At 53.9% G+C, this 18,032-nt stretch carries 15 protein-coding genes and 2 tRNA genes; 8 read left to right on the top strand and 9 right to left on the bottom strand.

Features of this window, described 5'->3' with window-relative positions:
* The first annotated feature begins 151 nt into the window (after window positions 1–151).
* Genes ACLHV9_RS15300 through ACLHV9_RS15310 form a run of 3 tightly spaced genes read left to right on the top strand, consistent with a single transcriptional unit; the run spans window position 152 to window position 5,258 of the window.
* Window positions 152–1,234, top strand: a complete 1,083-nt coding sequence (locus ACLHV9_RS15300; RefSeq protein WP_028019629.1) for an efflux RND transporter periplasmic adaptor subunit — start codon at window positions 152–154, stop codon at window positions 1,232–1,234.
* Complete coding sequence (locus tag ACLHV9_RS15305) at window positions 1,234–4,296, top strand: efflux RND transporter permease subunit (RefSeq protein ID WP_407220797.1); 3,063 nt, start codon at window positions 1,234–1,236, stop codon at window positions 4,294–4,296. The genes ACLHV9_RS15300 and ACLHV9_RS15305 overlap by 1 nt, the downstream gene beginning before the upstream one ends.
* Window positions 4,293–5,258, top strand: a complete 966-nt coding sequence (locus ACLHV9_RS15310; protein WP_108089619.1) for an acyltransferase — start codon at window positions 4,293–4,295, stop codon at window positions 5,256–5,258. Before ACLHV9_RS15305 ends, ACLHV9_RS15310 begins: the two co-directional genes overlap by 4 nt.
* Here ACLHV9_RS15310 and pagP read toward each other — a convergent pair.
* Complete coding sequence (gene pagP, locus ACLHV9_RS15315) at window positions 5,255–5,830, bottom strand: lipid IV(A) palmitoyltransferase PagP (RefSeq protein WP_208594302.1); 576 nt, start codon at window positions 5,828–5,830, stop codon at window positions 5,255–5,257. The genes ACLHV9_RS15310 and pagP overlap by 4 nt on opposite strands.
* Window positions 5,831–6,086: 256 nt before the next feature.
* On the opposite strand from pagP, the gene shiA reads away from it, so the two are divergent.
* The 3 genes from shiA to ACLHV9_RS15330 all read left to right on the top strand — a co-directional run bounded on the left by shiA (window position 6,087) and on the right by ACLHV9_RS15330 (window position 10,716).
* On the top strand, window positions 6,087–7,403 hold the full coding sequence (gene shiA, locus ACLHV9_RS15320; RefSeq protein WP_049004969.1) for a shikimate transporter: 1,317 nt from the start codon (window positions 6,087–6,089) through the stop codon (window positions 7,401–7,403).
* Between the two features lie 73 nt (window positions 7,404–7,476).
* On the top strand, window positions 7,477–8,931 hold the full coding sequence (locus tag ACLHV9_RS15325) for an AMP nucleosidase (protein WP_049004968.1): 1,455 nt from the start codon (window positions 7,477–7,479) through the stop codon (window positions 8,929–8,931).
* A gap of 18 nt (window positions 8,932–8,949) precedes the next feature.
* Window positions 8,950–10,716, top strand: a complete 1,767-nt coding sequence (locus ACLHV9_RS15330; RefSeq protein WP_407220799.1) for an aminopeptidase P family protein — start codon at window positions 8,950–8,952, stop codon at window positions 10,714–10,716.
* Between the two features lie 142 nt (window positions 10,717–10,858).
* Here the strand turns inward: ACLHV9_RS15330 and ACLHV9_RS15335 are convergent.
* Together ACLHV9_RS15335 and emmdR are read right to left on the bottom strand one after the other, a co-directional pair.
* A tRNA-Asn gene (locus ACLHV9_RS15335) sits at window positions 10,859–10,934 on the bottom strand.
* 103 nt (window positions 10,935–11,037) lie between these two features.
* Window positions 11,038–12,492, bottom strand: a complete 1,455-nt coding sequence (emmdR, locus tag ACLHV9_RS15340) for a multidrug efflux MATE transporter EmmdR (protein ID WP_407220800.1) — start codon at window positions 12,490–12,492, stop codon at window positions 11,038–11,040.
* Between the two features lie 161 nt (window positions 12,493–12,653).
* Here emmdR and ACLHV9_RS15345 point away from each other — a divergent pair.
* Together ACLHV9_RS15345 and ACLHV9_RS15350 are read left to right on the top strand one after the other, a co-directional pair.
* A tRNA-Asn gene (locus tag ACLHV9_RS15345) sits at window positions 12,654–12,729 on the top strand.
* Window positions 12,730–12,784: 55 nt separating this feature from the next.
* Window positions 12,785–13,120, top strand: a complete 336-nt coding sequence (locus tag ACLHV9_RS15350) for a gamma-glutamylcyclotransferase family protein (protein ID WP_028019637.1) — start codon at window positions 12,785–12,787, stop codon at window positions 13,118–13,120.
* Between the two features lie 47 nt (window positions 13,121–13,167).
* Here ACLHV9_RS15350 and ACLHV9_RS15355 read toward each other — a convergent pair whose 3' ends face one another.
* The 6 genes from ACLHV9_RS15355 to ACLHV9_RS15380 all read right to left on the bottom strand — a co-directional run bounded on the left by ACLHV9_RS15355 (window position 13,168) and on the right by ACLHV9_RS15380 (window position 18,032).
* Window positions 13,168–13,503: a DUF496 family protein gene (locus ACLHV9_RS15355; protein WP_008499467.1), complete on the bottom strand. Its 336-nt coding sequence runs from the start codon at window positions 13,501–13,503 to the stop codon at window positions 13,168–13,170.
* Between the two features lie 158 nt (window positions 13,504–13,661).
* Window positions 13,662–14,720: an FUSC family protein gene (locus ACLHV9_RS15360; protein ID WP_028019638.1), complete on the bottom strand. Its 1,059-nt coding sequence runs from the start codon at window positions 14,718–14,720 to the stop codon at window positions 13,662–13,664.
* Window positions 14,721–14,812: 92 nt separating this feature from the next.
* Window positions 14,813–15,286: a DNA gyrase inhibitor SbmC gene (gene sbmC, locus ACLHV9_RS15365; RefSeq protein WP_049008318.1), complete on the bottom strand. Its 474-nt coding sequence runs from the start codon at window positions 15,284–15,286 to the stop codon at window positions 14,813–14,815.
* Between the two features lie 131 nt (window positions 15,287–15,417).
* Complete coding sequence (gene dacD / locus ACLHV9_RS15370; protein WP_049008316.1) at window positions 15,418–16,584, bottom strand: serine-type D-Ala-D-Ala carboxypeptidase DacD; 1,167 nt, start codon at window positions 16,582–16,584, stop codon at window positions 15,418–15,420.
* A 342-nt stretch (window positions 16,585–16,926) separates the two neighbouring features.
* A complete protein-coding gene (locus ACLHV9_RS15375) occupies window positions 16,927–17,316 on the bottom strand; it encodes a S24 family peptidase (RefSeq protein ID WP_028019641.1) in 390 nt (129 codons plus the stop codon).
* A 122-nt stretch (window positions 17,317–17,438) separates the two neighbouring features.
* Window positions 17,439–18,032, bottom strand: a complete 594-nt coding sequence (locus ACLHV9_RS15380) for an acyltransferase family protein (RefSeq protein WP_407220801.1) — start codon at window positions 18,030–18,032, stop codon at window positions 17,439–17,441.

Below are 18,032 nucleotides of genomic sequence, written 5' to 3' on the forward strand. Positions count from 1 at the left end.
TTCCGTCTTGGTTTGTTTATTGCACTTGCCATTATTGCCAGCACGGCAATTGGGCTATTCACCTATATGGTTGTCACTGTTCTGGCAGAATAGTGTCACCCCCTGCCCTTGCTACGGAAGAAATAAAACAGTTATTTATTAGGGGAATACAGTGAACCGCTACCTCATTTTACCGTTCGTTATCCTAACGCTCACGGCGTGCGACCCAAAACCCGAGCAAGCCGCACCCCTGCCGCGAATGGTTAAAGTGGCGGAGGTAACTATCCCCGCTCACGCCCAGCAGCGTGTTTTTCCCGCACGTATTGAATCGGGTGATGCAACAGACCTCTCCTTCAAGCGAGGAGGTCAAATCGAGGCGCTCGATATACGTCAGGGTGCAGCCATTAAGCAAGGGCAGCAGCTCGCCAGGCTGAACGCCCGTGAAACCCAGCAGCGGGTAAACGACAGACAAACCGCAGCGACACTCGCCCAGCGGCAGTTCGAACGCTTCCAGACGCTGGCGGGACGCCAGGCTGTCTCGAAAGCAGAAATGGACGTACAGCGCGCGAACCGCGATTCGGCGAATGCAGCGCTGCAAATAGCCCGTGAAGAGCTGAATCAGATGACGCTCGTCGCCCCCTTCAGCGGGACGGCGGCTAGCGTACATGTTCGAAACCATCAAGTGGTGTCTGCCGGTCAACCGATTGCAACCCTGACCCGCACCGACCTGTTGGACGTGGTGTTTAGTATTCCTGAGAACCTGTTCAACACCTTTGATATCCGTAACGCGCAGTATCGCCCCGTGGTGAGAATTAACGCCATTCCGGATCGTGAATTTACCGCCGTCTACAAAGAACACTCGGGCAGCAGCGACAGCAATACGCTGACCTGGCAGGTGATTTTAACCATGCCCCGCCCGGACGATTTTCCCGTCGTGGGAGGTGTAAGCGGTACGGTTACCATCAATCTAACCAACCTTCCGGCTGGCGCAGGCGCTCAGGCGCTGGTTGTGCCGGTCGAGGCAGTCTTTAACCCGGACAACAGTCCGCGCAACGAACCGCACGTCTGGGTTGTGGCCGGGGAAGGCGACACGCTCCACCTGGAAGATCGCAAGGTCAGCGTGGGGCAAGTGACCACAGAGGGCGTGGTAATTACCAGCGGCCTTAAGGCAGGCGAACGCGTGGTGGCCGCTGGCGTAGGAGAGCTCCATGCTAACCAGCCGGTTCGCATCTGGACGCGTGAACGGGGACTGTAATGGATATCTCTCGTCAATTCATCAATAACCCCATTCGTGTCTGGCTGACGATCCTGCTGCTGGGCGTCGGGGGCATTTTCGCCCTGTTGAATATCGGCAGGCTGGAAGATCCCGCGTTTACTATCAAAACTGCCGTGGTCATCACCCACTATCCCGGCGCCTCTGCTCAGCAGGTTGAAGAGGAGGTTACGCTGCCGCTGGAGAATGCCCTCCAGCAGCTGCCTTATCTGGACAATGTCAGCTCCATCTCTTCAAACGGCCTGTCGCAGATCACCGTGAACATTGCCTCACGCTATCATTCGAACGAACTGCCGCAGATCTGGGACGAACTGCGCCGCCGCGTGGGCGATGCCTCACGCCAGTTCCCGCCCGGTGTCGTCACGCCCTTCGTGAATGACGATTTCGGCGACGTGTTCGGCTTTTTCTTCGCAATTTCCGGAGACGAATTCAGCAACCCGGAGCTGGTGCGTTACGCTGAGCAGCTGCGTCGCGAATTAATTCTGGTCCCCGGCGTCGCGAAGGTCGCAATTGGTGGGGCCATTAGCCAGCAGGTCAATATTGATATTTCCCTGACCAAAATGGCCTCGCGCGGTATTACGCTTAGCCAGCTTTCGGCCCTGCTGAGTCGCCTTAATGTGGTGTCCAGCGCCGGGGAGATTACCTCCGGCACGGAGTCGATTCGCCTGCATCCGACCGGTGAGTTTGAAAATCTTGACGAGCTGGCGGACCTGATTATTACGCCGTCCGGTACCGGGGCAGCGACGCGTCTGCGGGATATCGCCACGCTGTCGCGCGGGCTGAACGAGTCACCTGCCAGTATCTATCATACCAACGGCAGAAAAGCCGTTACCATGGGCGTCTCGTTTATCCCTGGCGTGAACGTGATTGACGTGGGTCACGCCCTGGAAGCAAAGCTAAAACAGATGTCGGCGGAAAAACCGGCGGGAATACATATAAATCTGTTTTACGATCAGGCCGCCGAAGTGGGCCACTCGGTTAACGGTTTTATCATTAACTTCCTGATGGCGCTGGCGATTGTCATCGGCGTGCTATTGATCTTTATGGGCGTGCGCAGCGGGATTATCATCGCCTTTTCCCTCGCGCTCAACGTGCTTGGCACGCTGCTAATCATGTATCTGTGGGGCATTGAACTGCAGCGCATCTCGCTTGGCGCGCTGATTATCGCCCTCAGTATGCTGGTGGATAACGCCATCGTGATTGTTGAAGGAGTGCTGATTGCGAGGCAGCAGGGCTCCTCGCTGTTGACCGCCATTAACTACATCATCCGTCGCTCCGCCCTGCCGCTGCTGGGGGCGACGGTGATCGCCATCCTGGCGTTTGCGCCTATCGGGCTGTCGCAGGATTCAACCGGGGAATACTGTAAATCCCTGTTCCAGGTACTGCTGATTTCCCTGATGCTGAGCTGGTTCTCGGCGCTCACCATCACGCCGGTGCTGATTAAGTGGTGGTTGTTTAAAAACGACAGCGCGCCGGACAACGCCGAAGAGTCAGATCCTTACGACAAACGTCTGTACCGCCTCTACCAGCGCCTGCTTAACACGCTGCTGCACTATAAGGCACCGACGCTGGTAGTGATGGCCGCCCTGCTGGCCGCGTCTGTCTGGGGGTTTGGCGCGGTGCGGCAAAACTTTTTCCCGTCGTCCAATACGCCGATTTTCTTTGTCGACCTCTGGTTACCCTACGGCACCGATATCAAATGGACCGAGAAAATGACCAGCGATATTGAGAAAACCATTAACGGCCAGCCGGGCGTAGAAACCTCCGTTTCAACCATTGGCCAGGGCAGTATGCGGTTTATTTTGACCTACAGCGGACAGCGGCAGTACAGCAACTACGCGCAGATCATGGTGCGCATGGATGACCAGCGCAACATCTCCGCACTGACGCGCTACGTCGACGAGTACATCGCCCGGAACTACCCGCAGGTCAACGCCAGCACCAAACGCGTGATGTTTGGCCCTTCCGGCGACAGCGCCATAGAGGTGCGCATCAAGGGCCCCGATCCTGACAGACTACGTCTGATTGCCAGCCAGGTGGATGATATTCTGGCACGCGATCCGGCCACAGGTAGCGTCAGAAACGACTGGCAAAACCGCAGCAAGGTGATCCGTCCTCAATATGTCGCCGCGCTGGGACGCGAACTTGGCGTGGATAAACAGGACGTCGACAACGCGCTGGAGATGAATTTCTCCGGCAGTCGTGCGGGGCTGTATCGCGAAGGGAGCGATCTGCTTCCCGTCGTGGTGCGCCCGCCGGAAAGCGAACGGCTGGACGCCAATCACCTGAACAACGTGCTGGTCTGGAGCCAGACCCGGCAGCAGTATATCCCGCTGAGTAACGTCGTCAGCCGCTTTTCGCTGGAGTGGGAAGATCCGCTTATTCTGCGACGCGACCGCTCGCGGGTGCTGACGGTTCAGACCGATCCTGACCCGCTTAGCCAGCAAACGTCAGGCGACATTCTCGCCCGGGTGAAACCACACATTGACGCCCTTGCCCTGCCCCATGGCTACAGCATCGAGTGGGGAGGCGATGCTGAAAACTCCAGCGAAGCACAGCAGGGGCTCTTCACCACGCTGCCAATCGGGTTCCTGGTGATGTTTGTCATTACGGTTCTGATGTTCAGCTCGGTGAAAAACGCCGTGGCCATCTGGCTGACCGTGCCGCTGGCGCTGATTGGCGTCACGCCGGGATTCCTGGTAACCGGAATTCCGTTCGGCTTTATGGCGCTGATTGGACTGCTGAGCCTGAGCGGGATGCTGATCCGTAACGGCATTGTGCTGGTGGAAGAGATCGAGCAGCAGAAAGCGCATAAAGAACAGCACGAGGCGATCGTTTACGCCGCCACCTCGCGCCTGCGCCCTATCTTGCTCACCGCGTTCACCACCGTTCTGGGGCTGGCGCCGCTGCTGCTGGATGTTTTCTTCCAGAGCATGGCCGTTGTGATTATGTTCGGACTTGGGTTTGCGACAATCCTGACGCTGCTGGTACTTCCCGTGATTTATGCGTGCTTCCATCGTAAGGACAAAGCGGAACAACAATGAATGCGACAGGCCTGAACATTATCAAGACGCTGGGCTGTATGACGGCGGTCACCTTCTTCACCATCTACAATACCTGGGATCATTATGATTATGACTATCACTGGATCCTGGGGTTTTTAACCTTTATCTCGACCATCGCCACGCCGCTGTTTTTTGTGGTCGCGGGCTATCTCGACGGCCAGTCCCGGCACGGCACCCGCTGGCAGTTGAGCAAGATTAAAAGCCTGGTGATTGTCTTTCTGTTCTGGATAACGATCTACTACCTGTGGGAACCGTATCAGCGCGGATATTTAATCCAGCCGTGGTTCGTGTTTGCGTTTGTCGTGATTTACACTTTCCACCCGGCGGTGGAGTGGCTCAGCCAGCGGCGCGCGCTGTTTTGCGGCGTGATTGCCTGCCTGCTGATCTTCTCCTACGGGTATGATTTGCTTTCAGCGCTCTATCCGGACGTCCACGTCTTTTCCCTTTCGCCACAGTACCGCCTGTGGACGTGGTTACTGTTTTACCTGACGGGGCAGCTTTTCTGCGATCCCAGCATCGCCGAGTGGATAAGCCGCAGGAATGTGGTCAGGGCCGCGGTTATCGCCATCCCGTTTATTTATCTCTTCACCTGGTTTTACGAGCGCCACTTCTTTTTTGCCCTGTTCAAGGCTGACAGAAACGCCTTTATTCTCACCGGCTCGCAAATCTACATTCTGATCGTTGCGCTGGTGATCGCGGCGAACGGCGTACGCTTTCGCCGCAATGCAGAATTCAAAGAGTCCATTCTGGCCGCCATCAGTAAAACGATGACCGGCGTATACATTGTGCACTACTCGGTATTTCACCTGTTGACGGCGCTTTTCCCGGTGACGTCTCTCGGTATGAAGCTGACCCTGATCGTGCTCACTTTCGTCACCTCGGTTCTGTTCTCCATGCTAGTGCTTTCAAACGCCGTAGCAAAAAAGGTGATCACCCTTTAAAAACCCAAGCGCAACCAGGCAAAAAGCACGTTACCGTTGTTATAGGTCCCGGGAATATAGGTGAACTGGACGGTAACGCGCTTATAGCCAGCAGAGAACAGCGGGAAGATAAACGGCAGGGGCACATAGTTCGCAAAATCATCGCGCGCCGTAATCCCCGCAGCGGCACCAAGCCCAAGCCGGAAGTCTTTGGCATTATCCAGATACCAGCCCTTCTCCCAGCCATAGCCCATCGCGGGCTGCCATTCGTTGTGCGAGTCTTTGAACATCATTGCGAAAAGCGCGCTCCAGTTGCCCTCGTCGTTGTAGCGGGAGACGCCCAGCCCGCCGCCCCACGGCATTTCGTTGTATTTGTCCGTTTTTTCTTTGTCGTACATAAAGCGGGCGTGCCAGCTCAGAAACGGCAGGTAGAGATCGTAACGTTGAGGCTGCTCCCAGGTTTGCGAAATATCATCCGTCAGCGCATTCCACCAGCCGCCCAGACGCTGTTCGCCATAGACTTTGGGTTCAGCATGGAGCGGTGCCATGAATAAAGACAGGACAATCCAGAATGTCAGAAAAGTGCGTTGCATCGTTAATCCCTCAGCTTCCGTCACGCAGCGGTCTCTATAACTGTAAACCATTGAGTGCGAACCAGAGTCAAACAGCCTGATTTATGTTGTAGCAGGTGTCGATGAAATTTATTTATTCTGCACCTTCCGGAAAGATAAAAACGTTTTCTCCAGCGTTCTGTCGCGGTAGTCTCATAGGTTCCGTTTATATGACGGCTGCTATGTGAGTGACCTTTTCTTATACCAATAATTAAAAATCAGTACAGACAGGACTACTATGGACTCCACCCTCATCTCCGATCGCCCCAACGAGGAGACCCCTTCGCTGAACCGCGCCCGCCGTGCCGCTTTGGGTAGCTTCGCTGGCGCCGTCGTCGACTGGTATGATTTTCTGCTCTACGGCATCACCGCCGCGCTGGTGTTTAACCGTGAATTCTTCCCGCAGATTAGCCCCGCGATGGGCACGCTCGCGGCGTTTGCCACCTTCGGTGTCGGTTTTCTTTTTCGACCGTTAGGCGGTGTGATTTTCGGCCATTTTGGTGACCGTCTCGGGCGAAAGCGCATGTTAATGCTTACCGTCTGGATGATGGGGCTCGCCACCGCGCTGATTGGCATTCTCCCCTCGTTTACCACTATTGGCTGGTGGGCACCGGTGCTGCTGGTGACGCTACGCGCTATTCAGGGATTTGCCGTGGGTGGCGAATGGGGTGGCGCGGCGCTGCTATCCGTTGAGAGTGCGCCGAAAAATAAGAAAGCGTTTTACAGCAGCGGTGTGCAGGTCGGGTATGGCGTGGGTCTGCTGCTTTCTACCGGGCTGGTATCCTTAATCAGTCAGCTCACCACCGACGAACAGTTCCTGAGCTGGGGCTGGCGCATTCCGTTTATCTTCAGCATCGTGCTGGTGATTGCCGCCCTGTGGATCCGTAATGGAATGGAAGAGTCCGCTGAATTCGAACAGCAGCAGCGCGAAAAAACCGCCGTCAAAACGCGGTTGCCAGTGATGGAAGCCCTGGTTCAGCATCCTGGCGCTTTTCTGAAAATCATCGCCCTGCGCCTGTGCGAATTGCTGACGATGTATATCGTCACCGCATTTGCACTGAATTACTCAACGCAGAACCTCGGACTGCCGCGTGAATTGTTCCTGAATATCGGTCTGGTGGTTGGTGGGATCAGCTGCCTGACGATCCCCTGCTTCGCCTGGCTGGCAGACCGGTTTGGTCGCCGTCGCGTCTACATCACCGGGGCGCTGATCGGCACCCTCAGCGCCTGGCCATTCTTTATGGCGCTGGAAGCGCAGTCGATCTTCTGGATTGTCTTCTTTGCCATCATGCTCGCGAACATCGCTCACGATATGGTGGTCTGTGTCCAGCAGCCGATGTTTACCGAGCTGTTTGGCGCCAGCTACCGCTACAGTGGTGCAGGCGTGGGATATCAGGTGGCAAGCGTGGTCGGTGGCGGGTTTACGCCGTTTATTGCTGCCGCGCTGGTGACCTTCTCCGGCGGGAACTGGCACAGCGTGGCGATTTATCTGTTGGCCGGTTGCCTGCTGTCCGCCGCCACAGCCCTGTTTATGAAAGAGACGAGCCACCGCTGATCTCACTTTTGTTTCACAGGCGTGTGACATACTATCGGGTAGAGTCGCACACCTGTGGAACAAGGAGACAGAGATGAATAATAAGGGCTCCAGCCTGACCCCGGCTCAGGCGCTGGAAAAACTCGACGCACTGTATGAACAGTCCGTCAACGCGCTGCGCAGCGCCATCAGCGAATACATCGAAACAGGGAAACTTCCCGATGAAAAGGCCAGAACCGAGGGCCTTTTTGTTTATCCATCGCTCTCTGTGACCTGGGACGGTAGCGCCAGTAATACCCCGAAAACCCGCGCCTACGCCCGTTTTACCCACTCCGGCTGCTATAGCACCACCGTCACCCGCCCTGCACTGTTCCGCCCCTATCTTGAAGAGCAACTCACGCTGCTGTATCAGGATTACGGCGCGCATATCGCCGTTGAGCCATCGCAACATGAAATCCCCTATCCTTATGTCATTGACGGTTCAGCGTTAACCCTTGACCGCTCCATGAGCGCGGGTCTGACCCGCCATTTTCCGACGACAGAGCTTTCCCAGATTGGCGATGAGACGGCTGACGGCATCTTCCATCCGGCGGAGTACGCTCCTCTGTCGCACTTTGATGCTCGCCGCGTCGACTTCTCCCTGGCGCGCCTGCGCCACTACACGGGTACGCCCGCTGAACATTTCCAGCCATTTGTGCTGTTTACCAACTACACCCGCTATGTCGACGAGTTTGTGCGCTGGGGCTGCAGCCAGATCCTCGACCCGGAGAGTCCTTACATCGCGCTCTCCTGCGCGGGTGGGATCTGGATCACCGCAGAGACCGAAGCCCCCGAGCAGGCCATCTCCGACCTGGCGTGGAAAAAACACCAGATGCCCGCCTGGCACCTGATCACCGCCGACGGTCAGGGGATCACGTTGATTAACATCGGCGTTGGCCCGTCTAATGCCAAAACCATCTGCGATCATCTTGCGGTACTGCGTCCTGACGTCTGGCTGATGATTGGACACTGCGGCGGGCTGCGTGAAAGCCAGTTGATTGGCGATTACGTGCTGGCTCACGCCTATCTGCGTGATGACCATGTACTTGATGCCGTTCTTCCGCCAGATATCCCTATTCCAAGCATCGCCGAAGTACAGCGGGCGCTGTATGACGCTACCAAAGAGGTCAGCGGCATGCCGGGTGAAGAGGTTAAACAGCGCCTGCGCACCGGTACGGTCGTCACTACGGATGACCGCAACTGGGAGCTGCGTTACTCCGCCTCTGCGCTGCGCTTCAACCTCAGCCGCGCGGTAGCGATTGATATGGAGAGCGCCACCATTGCCGCACAAGGATATCGCTTCCGCGTCCCTTACGGCACGCTGCTGTGCGTTTCTGATAAACCGCTGCATGGTGAAATTAAGCTGCCCGGCCAGGCCAACCGTTTTTATGAAGGGGCAATATCCGAACATCTGCAAATTGGTATTCGTGCCATTGATTTGCTGAGGGCCGAAGGTGACAAGCTTCATTCCCGCAAGCTACGTACCTTCAACGAGCCACCATTCCGCTAATAACAATAAGGAAAAAAAATGTACTCTACATCACCGTTAGCAGCCCTGCGTCAGTGGCTACAGGAAAACAATCTCGACGGGATGATCGTCCCGCGCGCGGATGCCTGGCAGAGCGAATACTGCGCGCCTTACGACGAAAAGCTGGCCTGGCTGACAGGTTTTGACGGTTCTGCTGGTCTGGCCCTGGTACTGAAAAACAAAGCGTTGCTGTTCGTTGATGGCCGCTATCAGGTTCAGGCCCGCGTTCAGGTGAATACGGATGAGGTTGAGATCCATCATCTGCACAACGAGCCGCTGGCAGAATGGTTATCCGCAAACGTTGAGGCGGGTACACGTATCGGTTTTGAAGCGCTGCTGATGACCAATACGGAGTTTGAGCAACTCTCTGCTACACCGTGCAAGCTGGTCCCTCTGAGTGCCTCTCCGTTCGACGTGCTCTGGACCGATCGCCCTGCGGCTCCGGCAGGGCTTATCCGTGAAATGCCGATCGAGATCAGTGGCGAAAGCAGTGTCGACAAGCGTCAGCGCGTCGCCGCAGTGCTGGCTGCGAACAATGCCGATTATCTGGCCGTTACCCTGCCGGACAACATTGCCTGGTTGTTAAACGTGCGCGGTTCGGATATCCCATACAGCCCGGTTCCCCTCTCCTTTGCCCTTCTGGGCCGGGACGGAAACGTTGAGTGGTTTGTTGACAACACTAAGCTCAGCGCCCTTCCGGACGCGGTGCGTAATGCTTTCACCATTGCACCTCAGGACGCCTTTATCGCGCGCTGTCAGCAGAACGCCGAAGGCAAACGGGTGATGATGGATGCCGGTTCCGCGCCGGTAGCCCTGCGCTTTGCCATTGAGCCACAGGGGGAAATTGTCTGGCAAACCGATCCCATTACCCTGATGAAGGCCACCAAAAACCCGGTAGAACTGGCAGGTTATCGCGAATGCCATCACCAGGACGGTGCCGCATGGGTGAACTTCCTGGCGTGGCTGAGCCGTGAGGTGCCGCAGCGTGAGGCTGCGGGACAACCCCTGACCGAGCTGGAGGTTCAGGCGCAGCAGCTTGCGTTCCGTCAACAGCAGCCTGGTTTTATTGAACAAAGTTTTGCGACTATCTCCGCCTCATCCAGCAATGCGGCGATGTGCCACTATCATTCGAGCGAAGCCAGCAACAAGCCCATCGGGCATGACCATTTTTACCTGAATGATTCCGGCGGTCAGTATGTTAACGGCACCACCGATGCCACGCGCACGCTGGCATGGGGTAAGGTCGCCCCGCAGCAGCGCCTGCACTACACTGCCGTGCTGAGAGGCTTCCTGTCGCTCATTACCCTGCAGTTCCCTTCCGGAACTCAGGGGCATCAGCTGGATGCGTTTGCGCGTCGCCCGCTATGGGAGATGGGGCTGGATTACGATCACGGCACGGGGCACGGCGTGGGGCATCAGTTGCTGATCCACGAGAACCCGCATCGTATCGCCAAAAAGGTCAACCCGTGGCCGCTGGTTGCGGGCAATATCATGACTATCGAACCAGGCTACTATCTCGGCGATAGCCACGGTATTCGTATTGAGAACCAGGTAGAGATTGTTGAAAGCCGCCCAGGATTCTGCAAATTCTCTTCGCTGACGCTCATCCCTATCGACTTAAGCCAGGTTGAGTTGCATCTGTTGAGCGAGCAGGAAAAACAGTGGCTGGATGAGTATCACCAGCAGGTCCGCGAGACCCTCTCACCACTGGTGGAAAGCGATGCACGCCCGTGGCTGGTTGAGGCAACGGCACCGATTCGCGTGTAATTTCGTGCGGTCTGGTGCCCTCACCCCATCCCTCTCCCACGGGAGAGGGAGCAAACACTAAAAACGGCAACAAGGTTGCCGTTTTGCGTTTACCTTGCGCAGAAAAGCAAAAAGCCTGCTTTAAAAGCAGGCTTTTTAAATTTGGCTCCTCTGACTGGACTCGAACCAGTGACATACGGATTAACAGTCCGCCGTTCTACCGACTGAACTACAGAGGAATCGTGTGAACGGGGCGCATATTATCGAGGCTCCCCAGGGATGTCAAAGGCAGAATGCATATTTCTGATTGTTTGCCGATTTATTCTCCATTTCGCGCATTTATCAGGCATTCTTCCGTGGATATTTCCACAACCAGCGCCCACTCACCATACGCCAGTAAAACAATGCCCCGCGCACGGCCCAGTCAAGGAACATCCCCAACCAGACGCCAACCACTCCCCATCCGAGCATCACCCCCAGCGTATAACCCGCGACAACGCGGCAACCCCACATGCCGAGCATCGACACCCACATGGCAAAACGGGCATCGCGCGCCCCTTTCAGCCCGGCGGGCAGTACCCATGAAGCCGCCCAGATGGGCATAAAGGCCGCGTTGAGCCAGATAAGGATCTTAACAACCTCTTTTACATCGTCTTCGTGGGTATAGAATGAGGCCATCAGCCCGGCAAAAGGCGCGCTCCCCCAGGCAATCAACGTTAACCCAATAGTCGACAACCAGAATACGTGTCGCAGCTGTCGTTCCGCCTGCCCTATCTGCCCTTTACCGAGTCGTTTACCGGTAATGATGGTCGATGCCGAACCCAGCGCATTACCAGGCAGGTTAATCAAGGAAGCGATGGAAAAGGCGATAAAGTTACCGGCAATCACGTCGGTCCCCATCCCGGCAACAAACATCTGCGTGAGCAGCTTACCTCCGTTGAACAATACCGATTCAATACTGGCGGGAATACCAATCCCCATGACTTCCCAGATAATGGCGAAATTAAAGGGGCGGAAATAGCTTTTAAGCGTAAGCCGCAGCGAGGGGGTAATCCCCGTCATCAGCACACCAAGGATGGCCGCCGCACCGATATAGCGTGAAATGGTTAACCCCAGCCCGGCACCGACGAATCCCAGCCCATCCCACGAGAACACACCGTAGATCAGTACGCTACTGATGATGATATTCAGGATGTTCATCCCACCGTTAATCAGTAACGGAATTTTGGTGTTGCCTGCCCCGCGCAGCGCGCCGCTGCCAATCAGCGCAATGGCTGCCGCCGGATAGCTTAAGACCGTCATTTCCAGATAGGTCAGCGCCAGGTCCTTAACCTCGGCCGTCGCCTCACCCGCGACAAAGTCGATAATCTCTTTACCGAAATAGTGGATCATTGCCGCGAGGATGACTGAAAAGATGGTCATGATCATCAGCGACTGGCGTGCCGCCTCACGGGCGCGTTTGGGATCAAGCTTACCCAGGCTAAACGCAACCACCACCGTCGTCCCGAGATCTATCGCGGCGAAGAATGACATCACCACCATATTAAAGCTATCCGCCAGCCCGACCCCTGCCATCGCTTCTTTTCCCAGCCAGCTTACCAGGAAGGTACTCAGTACACCCATTAGCAGAACGCAGGTATTTTCCAGAAAGATAGGTACCGCAAGAGGGGTGATTTCACGCCAGAACAGAACACGATAACTTTTACGTTTTGCGTACCATGGTGTGCGCGTTATCACCTGGCGCAGGGGAGCAGTGACGTTCAAAATGGACCTTAGCGAGAAAAGTTGAAACTCCATTTCAAATAATGAGGGAGAAATGCTAATCCTGCAAAGTATTTTCCAGAAAAAGATGTTTGGATTTACAACAAACTGACGACAGAACCAGCAATCGATCGATTTTCCCTAAGATCAGGTTTGACAAAACTTTTTTCGCCGCTAAGATAAGCCTCCACAACGATTCCTCTGTAGTTCAGTCGGTAGAACGGCGGACTGTTAATCCGTATGTCACTGGTTCGAGTCCAGTCAGAGGAGCCAAATTTAAAAAGCCTGCTTTTAAAGCAGGCTTTTTGCTTTGCTGGTGAGGGAAAATATGAACGCTTTGTTTGTCTACGGCACGCTGCGCCCGGGCCACTCTAACGCACATATCCTTGAAAACATTGGCGGCGAATGGCAGGCCGGTTTCGTAACCGGCACGTTCTATGAACGTGGCTGGGGAGCGGCGGCAGATTTTCCGGGGATTGTCCTCCACCCTGATGGCCCCCGCGTCGAAGGTTATCTGTTTATTTCCGATAACCTTGCCGCACACTGGCAAATGCTGGATGAATTTGAAGACGGTTATGATCGGGTTGAGGTCATGGTGACCACACCTGACGAGCAACAGGTTAAGGCCTGGATCTACCAGCTACAACCGCGCTCTGAGTCATAAAAAAAGGCTCTCTGTCACCAGAGAGCCTTTTTCACAATTCACTGCGATTATTCGCTTTTTGCTTCGCCGTTTTTGATTTCACCCATCACTTTCAGCTTCTTAGAGATGTCACGACGTTCTTTAGACAGCTCAGCATTTTTGATGATGTAATCATCAACACGGTCTTCGTAGTCGCTTTTCATGCTGGCAATGATGCCCTGAATAGCTTCAACGCTCATGCCTGGCTTAATGTAGTCGCTCAGGTTGTCGAGCAGCAGAACACGTTTCTGGTTGTCACGGATCTTCTTCTCAACGTCCTGGATTTCACGCTGCAGCTTGTTTTTGCGGCGGAACAGGCGGACGAATTCCAGAACATCCTGGAACGAAGGCTTGGTAGTTTCCATTTTTACACCCCTGATAATGTGAGATTCGGATTCGTTAAAGCAACCGTTGTATCATTAACCTTACTGACAGCGGCCGCGAATGACAATGAGTATATCGTTTAAAGCTATCATAACCCCAATTGCTGCTGAATCGAAGCAGCAGGCGTCACATCCGCGTTTTATTTGCGCAGTGCGCGGCAAATCAGGTGTGATAACAGCTCAAGCTGTCGCGCCAGTTCCATGCTCAGCCAGACATAGCCATGAATAGGTGTTTCGGCCACGTTATCGCTCTGGCGTTCGTTGATTAACTGCTTCAGCTCAGCGACGATCTCATTCAGACGCTCGCTGTTCGCCAGTATAGGCTGTGGGTTACCTTCGTAGAGCGCATGGGCGATGGTCAGCAGAGTTTGCTGCGTCATCCGCTGGGTCTCCTTGAGGGTCTGTGCGTTAAGCATCAACAGATGGCTCGGGCGAGAAGCCCAGTGCGCGTTAATTTGCAGTTCGAGCATGCAGACCAGATTGCGGCTTACCGTCTGGATAGCTTCGAAAATCGCTTTCTGAATATGGGTCTCTTTGCTGGCCGGGGTAATCAGACCGCGCATTTTGACTACATCGTTAAGGATGGCTTGCAGATGCTTTTCCAGCCGGGGGCGCTCAACCAGATTAGGGGAAAAACCGGCCTGATAGACGCGGTTAAACGCGGTGACGTAGTTGGCCATCTGAATACGCCAGTGCAGAAAAGCACGCTGCGGCCAGATACCGGTAAAGAGCATGGCCAGCAGTGACCCCAGGATAACATCCCCGCTTCGCCACAGCGCCGTGGTCATATCCCCGGCAGGGGCACCGACAACCACCGCGAGAGTAATCCCGATCAGCAGCGCCTGATACGGTCTTTTGCCCAACGCCAGCCAGCCGCACAGGAACATGGCGGCACCGCACCATGCCAGCATGACCGGAAACGAAATCAGCTCCAGCTTCAGGGCGATAAGCCCGAGAGCCGAGCCTAAAACAGTCCCACCAATTCGCTCAAAGGCGCGAGGAACAACGTTTCCCCAAAACGAGATGGGCCCCATCACCACTACCAGCGTGATCAGCGGCCACGTTCCTTCCGGAACATCCAGCAAGCGGACAAGGACAAACGTCAACACGAACGCCAGCGCGATGCGACACCCATGCACCACTCGGTAATGTTTGTACAACCGAATTTCAAAAGGGGTTAATGATTTGTCGGGACGCACACCCGCTCTCCAGCTACACGGCAAACCACAATTGTACTGTGTTTTCAGCCGGGCTGATCACACCCGACTGAAAAACCCTTCATTTAGCAGGCTTAAACCGTTTTATGCTCAACGGCGATAAACATTTCGATATCCCAGTAGCCGTCTGCGTTGCCATCATTAAGATAGCGCTCGAAACAGGGTTTAGGGGCAATCTGGTATTTATTGTCCTGTAGAAGGGAGTTGAAGAATTGATACCACGGGGTCGCAAAGTCGTAGTTTTCCACGCGCGCCATCGCCACGGCATAATCACCGGCCACGATTTCCGTCATCATGACGCCTTCGCTGTTTTCCGGAATAACGAAATCGTCCGGTACCGTCACAGCCGTATCACAGCGCAGTTTTTCTGCCGGAACTTCATCCGGGTTATCGTAATAAACTGCAACCCACTCAAGCGGCTGAATGTGGCGACCGTCCACCCACATCACCAGCTGTTCAAAGCCCTGTTTTACCGTTTGTTCCCACGGTCCAACCAAATGAAAACCGGCAATCTTACGTTTCTGTTGCTGCTTAATGCTGTAGTCCATGCTGCCTCCACCCATTACTGTATATTTATACACTATAAAGCAGATTTTAACTGTTCAGCAAACGAAGAGTGTTTATTATGTGAGCAGACTCGCAACCCTGCCAGTCTGCTCACAAGCATTAACAACGGTATTTAAAGTGAGTGATGAAGGTAATCGCTCAGACGAGAGAAGACACCGCCTTTATCAACGGCTTCCAGGGTGACCAGAGGCCAGTGTGCAACCACTTTGTCACGGTCATAGAGCTGAATCTCCCCAACCCGCTGATGCGCAGCAATCGGTGCTTCCAGCTCTTTTTTATCCAGCACATATTTGGCTTTGATGTTCGGGACTTCCGCTTTTGGCAGCGCCAGCCAGAAGTCCTGGTCGGTACCCAGTTTCACCTGCTCCTTATCGCCGTACCAGATACGCTCTGTACCTACTTTTTTACCGTTTTGCAGGATCTGCACCGTATCGAAGTTCTGCTGCCCCCAGTGCAGCAGTTTACGGGCCTGGTCCTCACGTCCTTTCGGACTGTCGGCTCCCATCACCACCGCGATTAAACGGCGCTGCCCATCAACCGCGGAAGCAATCAGATTAAAACCTGCGCCCGAGGTGTGCCCCGTTTTAAGTCCATCTACGTTCATGGTTTTATCCCACAGCAGGCCGTTACGGTTTTGCTGGGTGATCCCGTTCCAGGTGAGGCTCTTTTCACTGTACATATGGTAAAAATCAGGTTCGCCATGAATGATGGCCCGGGAGAGGACGGCCAGGTCATAAGCGGAACTGTGCTGTCCTGGCGCATCCAGCCCGTGAACGGTTTCGAAATGGGTATCGCGCAGGTTCAGCTTTTGCACATAGTCGTTCATCATCTTCACAAACTGCGGCTGCCCGCCCGCCACGTGATCGGCCAGCGCCACGCAGGCATCGTTACCGGAATCCACAATCAGACCACGGCTCAGGTCGCGCACGGTGACGCGATCGCCCTCTTTCAGAAACATCAGCGACGAACCGTCAAAAACCGGGTTGCCTTTTGCCCAGGCATCGCGCCCGACGGTGACAACGTCATCGGGCGAAATACGATGGCTATCAATGGCCCGATCAACCACATACCCCGTCATCAGCTTGGTCAGGCTTGCCGGATTACGTTGTTGATGTTCGTTGCCCGCCGTTAAGATTTGACCAGTCGTGTAATCCATCAGCACCCAGGAGCCAGCCTGAATAGCAGGAGGCTGCGGCGAAAAATCCAGTGGTTCGGCCGCAAAAGCAGATGAGACACTCGAAGCGAGTAAAGAAACAGCAATAAACAGACGGCGTTTCAACGGTATATCCTCAGGTCATTAAAAATCGCTGACCTTTTTACGGGAGTTCTGATGTCGTTACCTGGCTTAATTGCAAAAAAATGTGACAGGACGCAGATTTTTCTCTGAAGCTGACGCGCAAATTTGCGCGGCTGCGGCGCTTTTTATTCGGTCTGACCCGCACGATCGTTTACCATAGTGACGTCATTTTTTAACAGGATGGTATTACTGGTGTCTGACTCTGCCGCTCGCCCGACTTTTTTATTTTACGATTACGCGCAACAACGCTGAGAGCAGCAACCAAAAAGGATAAGGTGATGTGCTGATTTTGTTTGGTACGCAATTTGGTACACAACGCATTTTTCACATCACCGGGCAGTCATCGAACTCGCCAGAGCGAGCATCATTGATGCTGTAGGTGATCACCCCAAACACCGGCCGCGAAGTATCCGACAAATCGTCCTTCAAAGGTAACGGCTCCCTCCTTCCATTTTCAGGGTTTTCCAGACAAGGATGCGGTAGCGTCCTGTAGCGCATGATCCTGAACTCACCATCAACAGCGCAGACGAGCAGAGAACCGTCTTTCGGTGTCAGCGATGAATCGACGATGAGCATGGCGCCCTTCATGATCCCCGCACGCAGGTATGTCGTACCGGATATAATCATGTACGTTGCGGAAGGGTGAGCGATTAGACCCTTGTCGAGTGATATGCGTTCTTCAACATAGTCTGCTGCTGGCGACGGAAAACCCATGATGCACCTCCGATAGATACTGTATTAATATGCAGTATTATAGTTCACCGGTGTTTATCAATACTCAGAAAGAAAAAAGCCCACCTAAGTGGGCTATATCATTAATTTATTATGATTTTATTTTAAATGGAAACTTCCTCTGAGTTCGTTTCTTTTCCTGCTGCGTATCTGACAAGTATTCTTTTGCCGTAGTTTATACATGGTAATTCTATATATACGTGCATCAGGAACGCCGTTACCATTGAAACACTACACAGCATGACCACAAGAGACATTCCATTTATATATTGTAAAAAATCTATACGAGTATATAGATACAGATATGCTGCTAGTATAATAGCATGGCACATGTACAATGAATATGAAATATCCCCTAAAAAAGATAGCGCTTTGTTTTTATGAATATCATTCGTTCTTTCATAAAAAAGAAGTGACGTTATTACCACAAAAGATAGCACGCCAAAACCAAACAACCCATGCCCATATGGAACTTTAGAGAAAAACATAACAAAGCACATAGATAAAGCGAACAACAAGCATATGATTGATATTTTCTTGATATGTTGCGATATTGTTTCAATCTGTCTTGATTTAATATATAATTCACCGATAATCATGCCAACAACGAATTCAAACATCATTGGCGAGGTGAAAACATTTATATATCCAAAAAGCGTACTATGCTCTAGTAAACCAGCAGAAACAGAACCACTCAT

The organism is Enterobacter sp. CPE_E890 (genome assembly GCF_046521475.1).
In the GTDB taxonomy this organism is placed as follows: Bacteria; Pseudomonadota; Gammaproteobacteria; order Enterobacterales; family Enterobacteriaceae; genus Enterobacter; species Enterobacter adelaidei.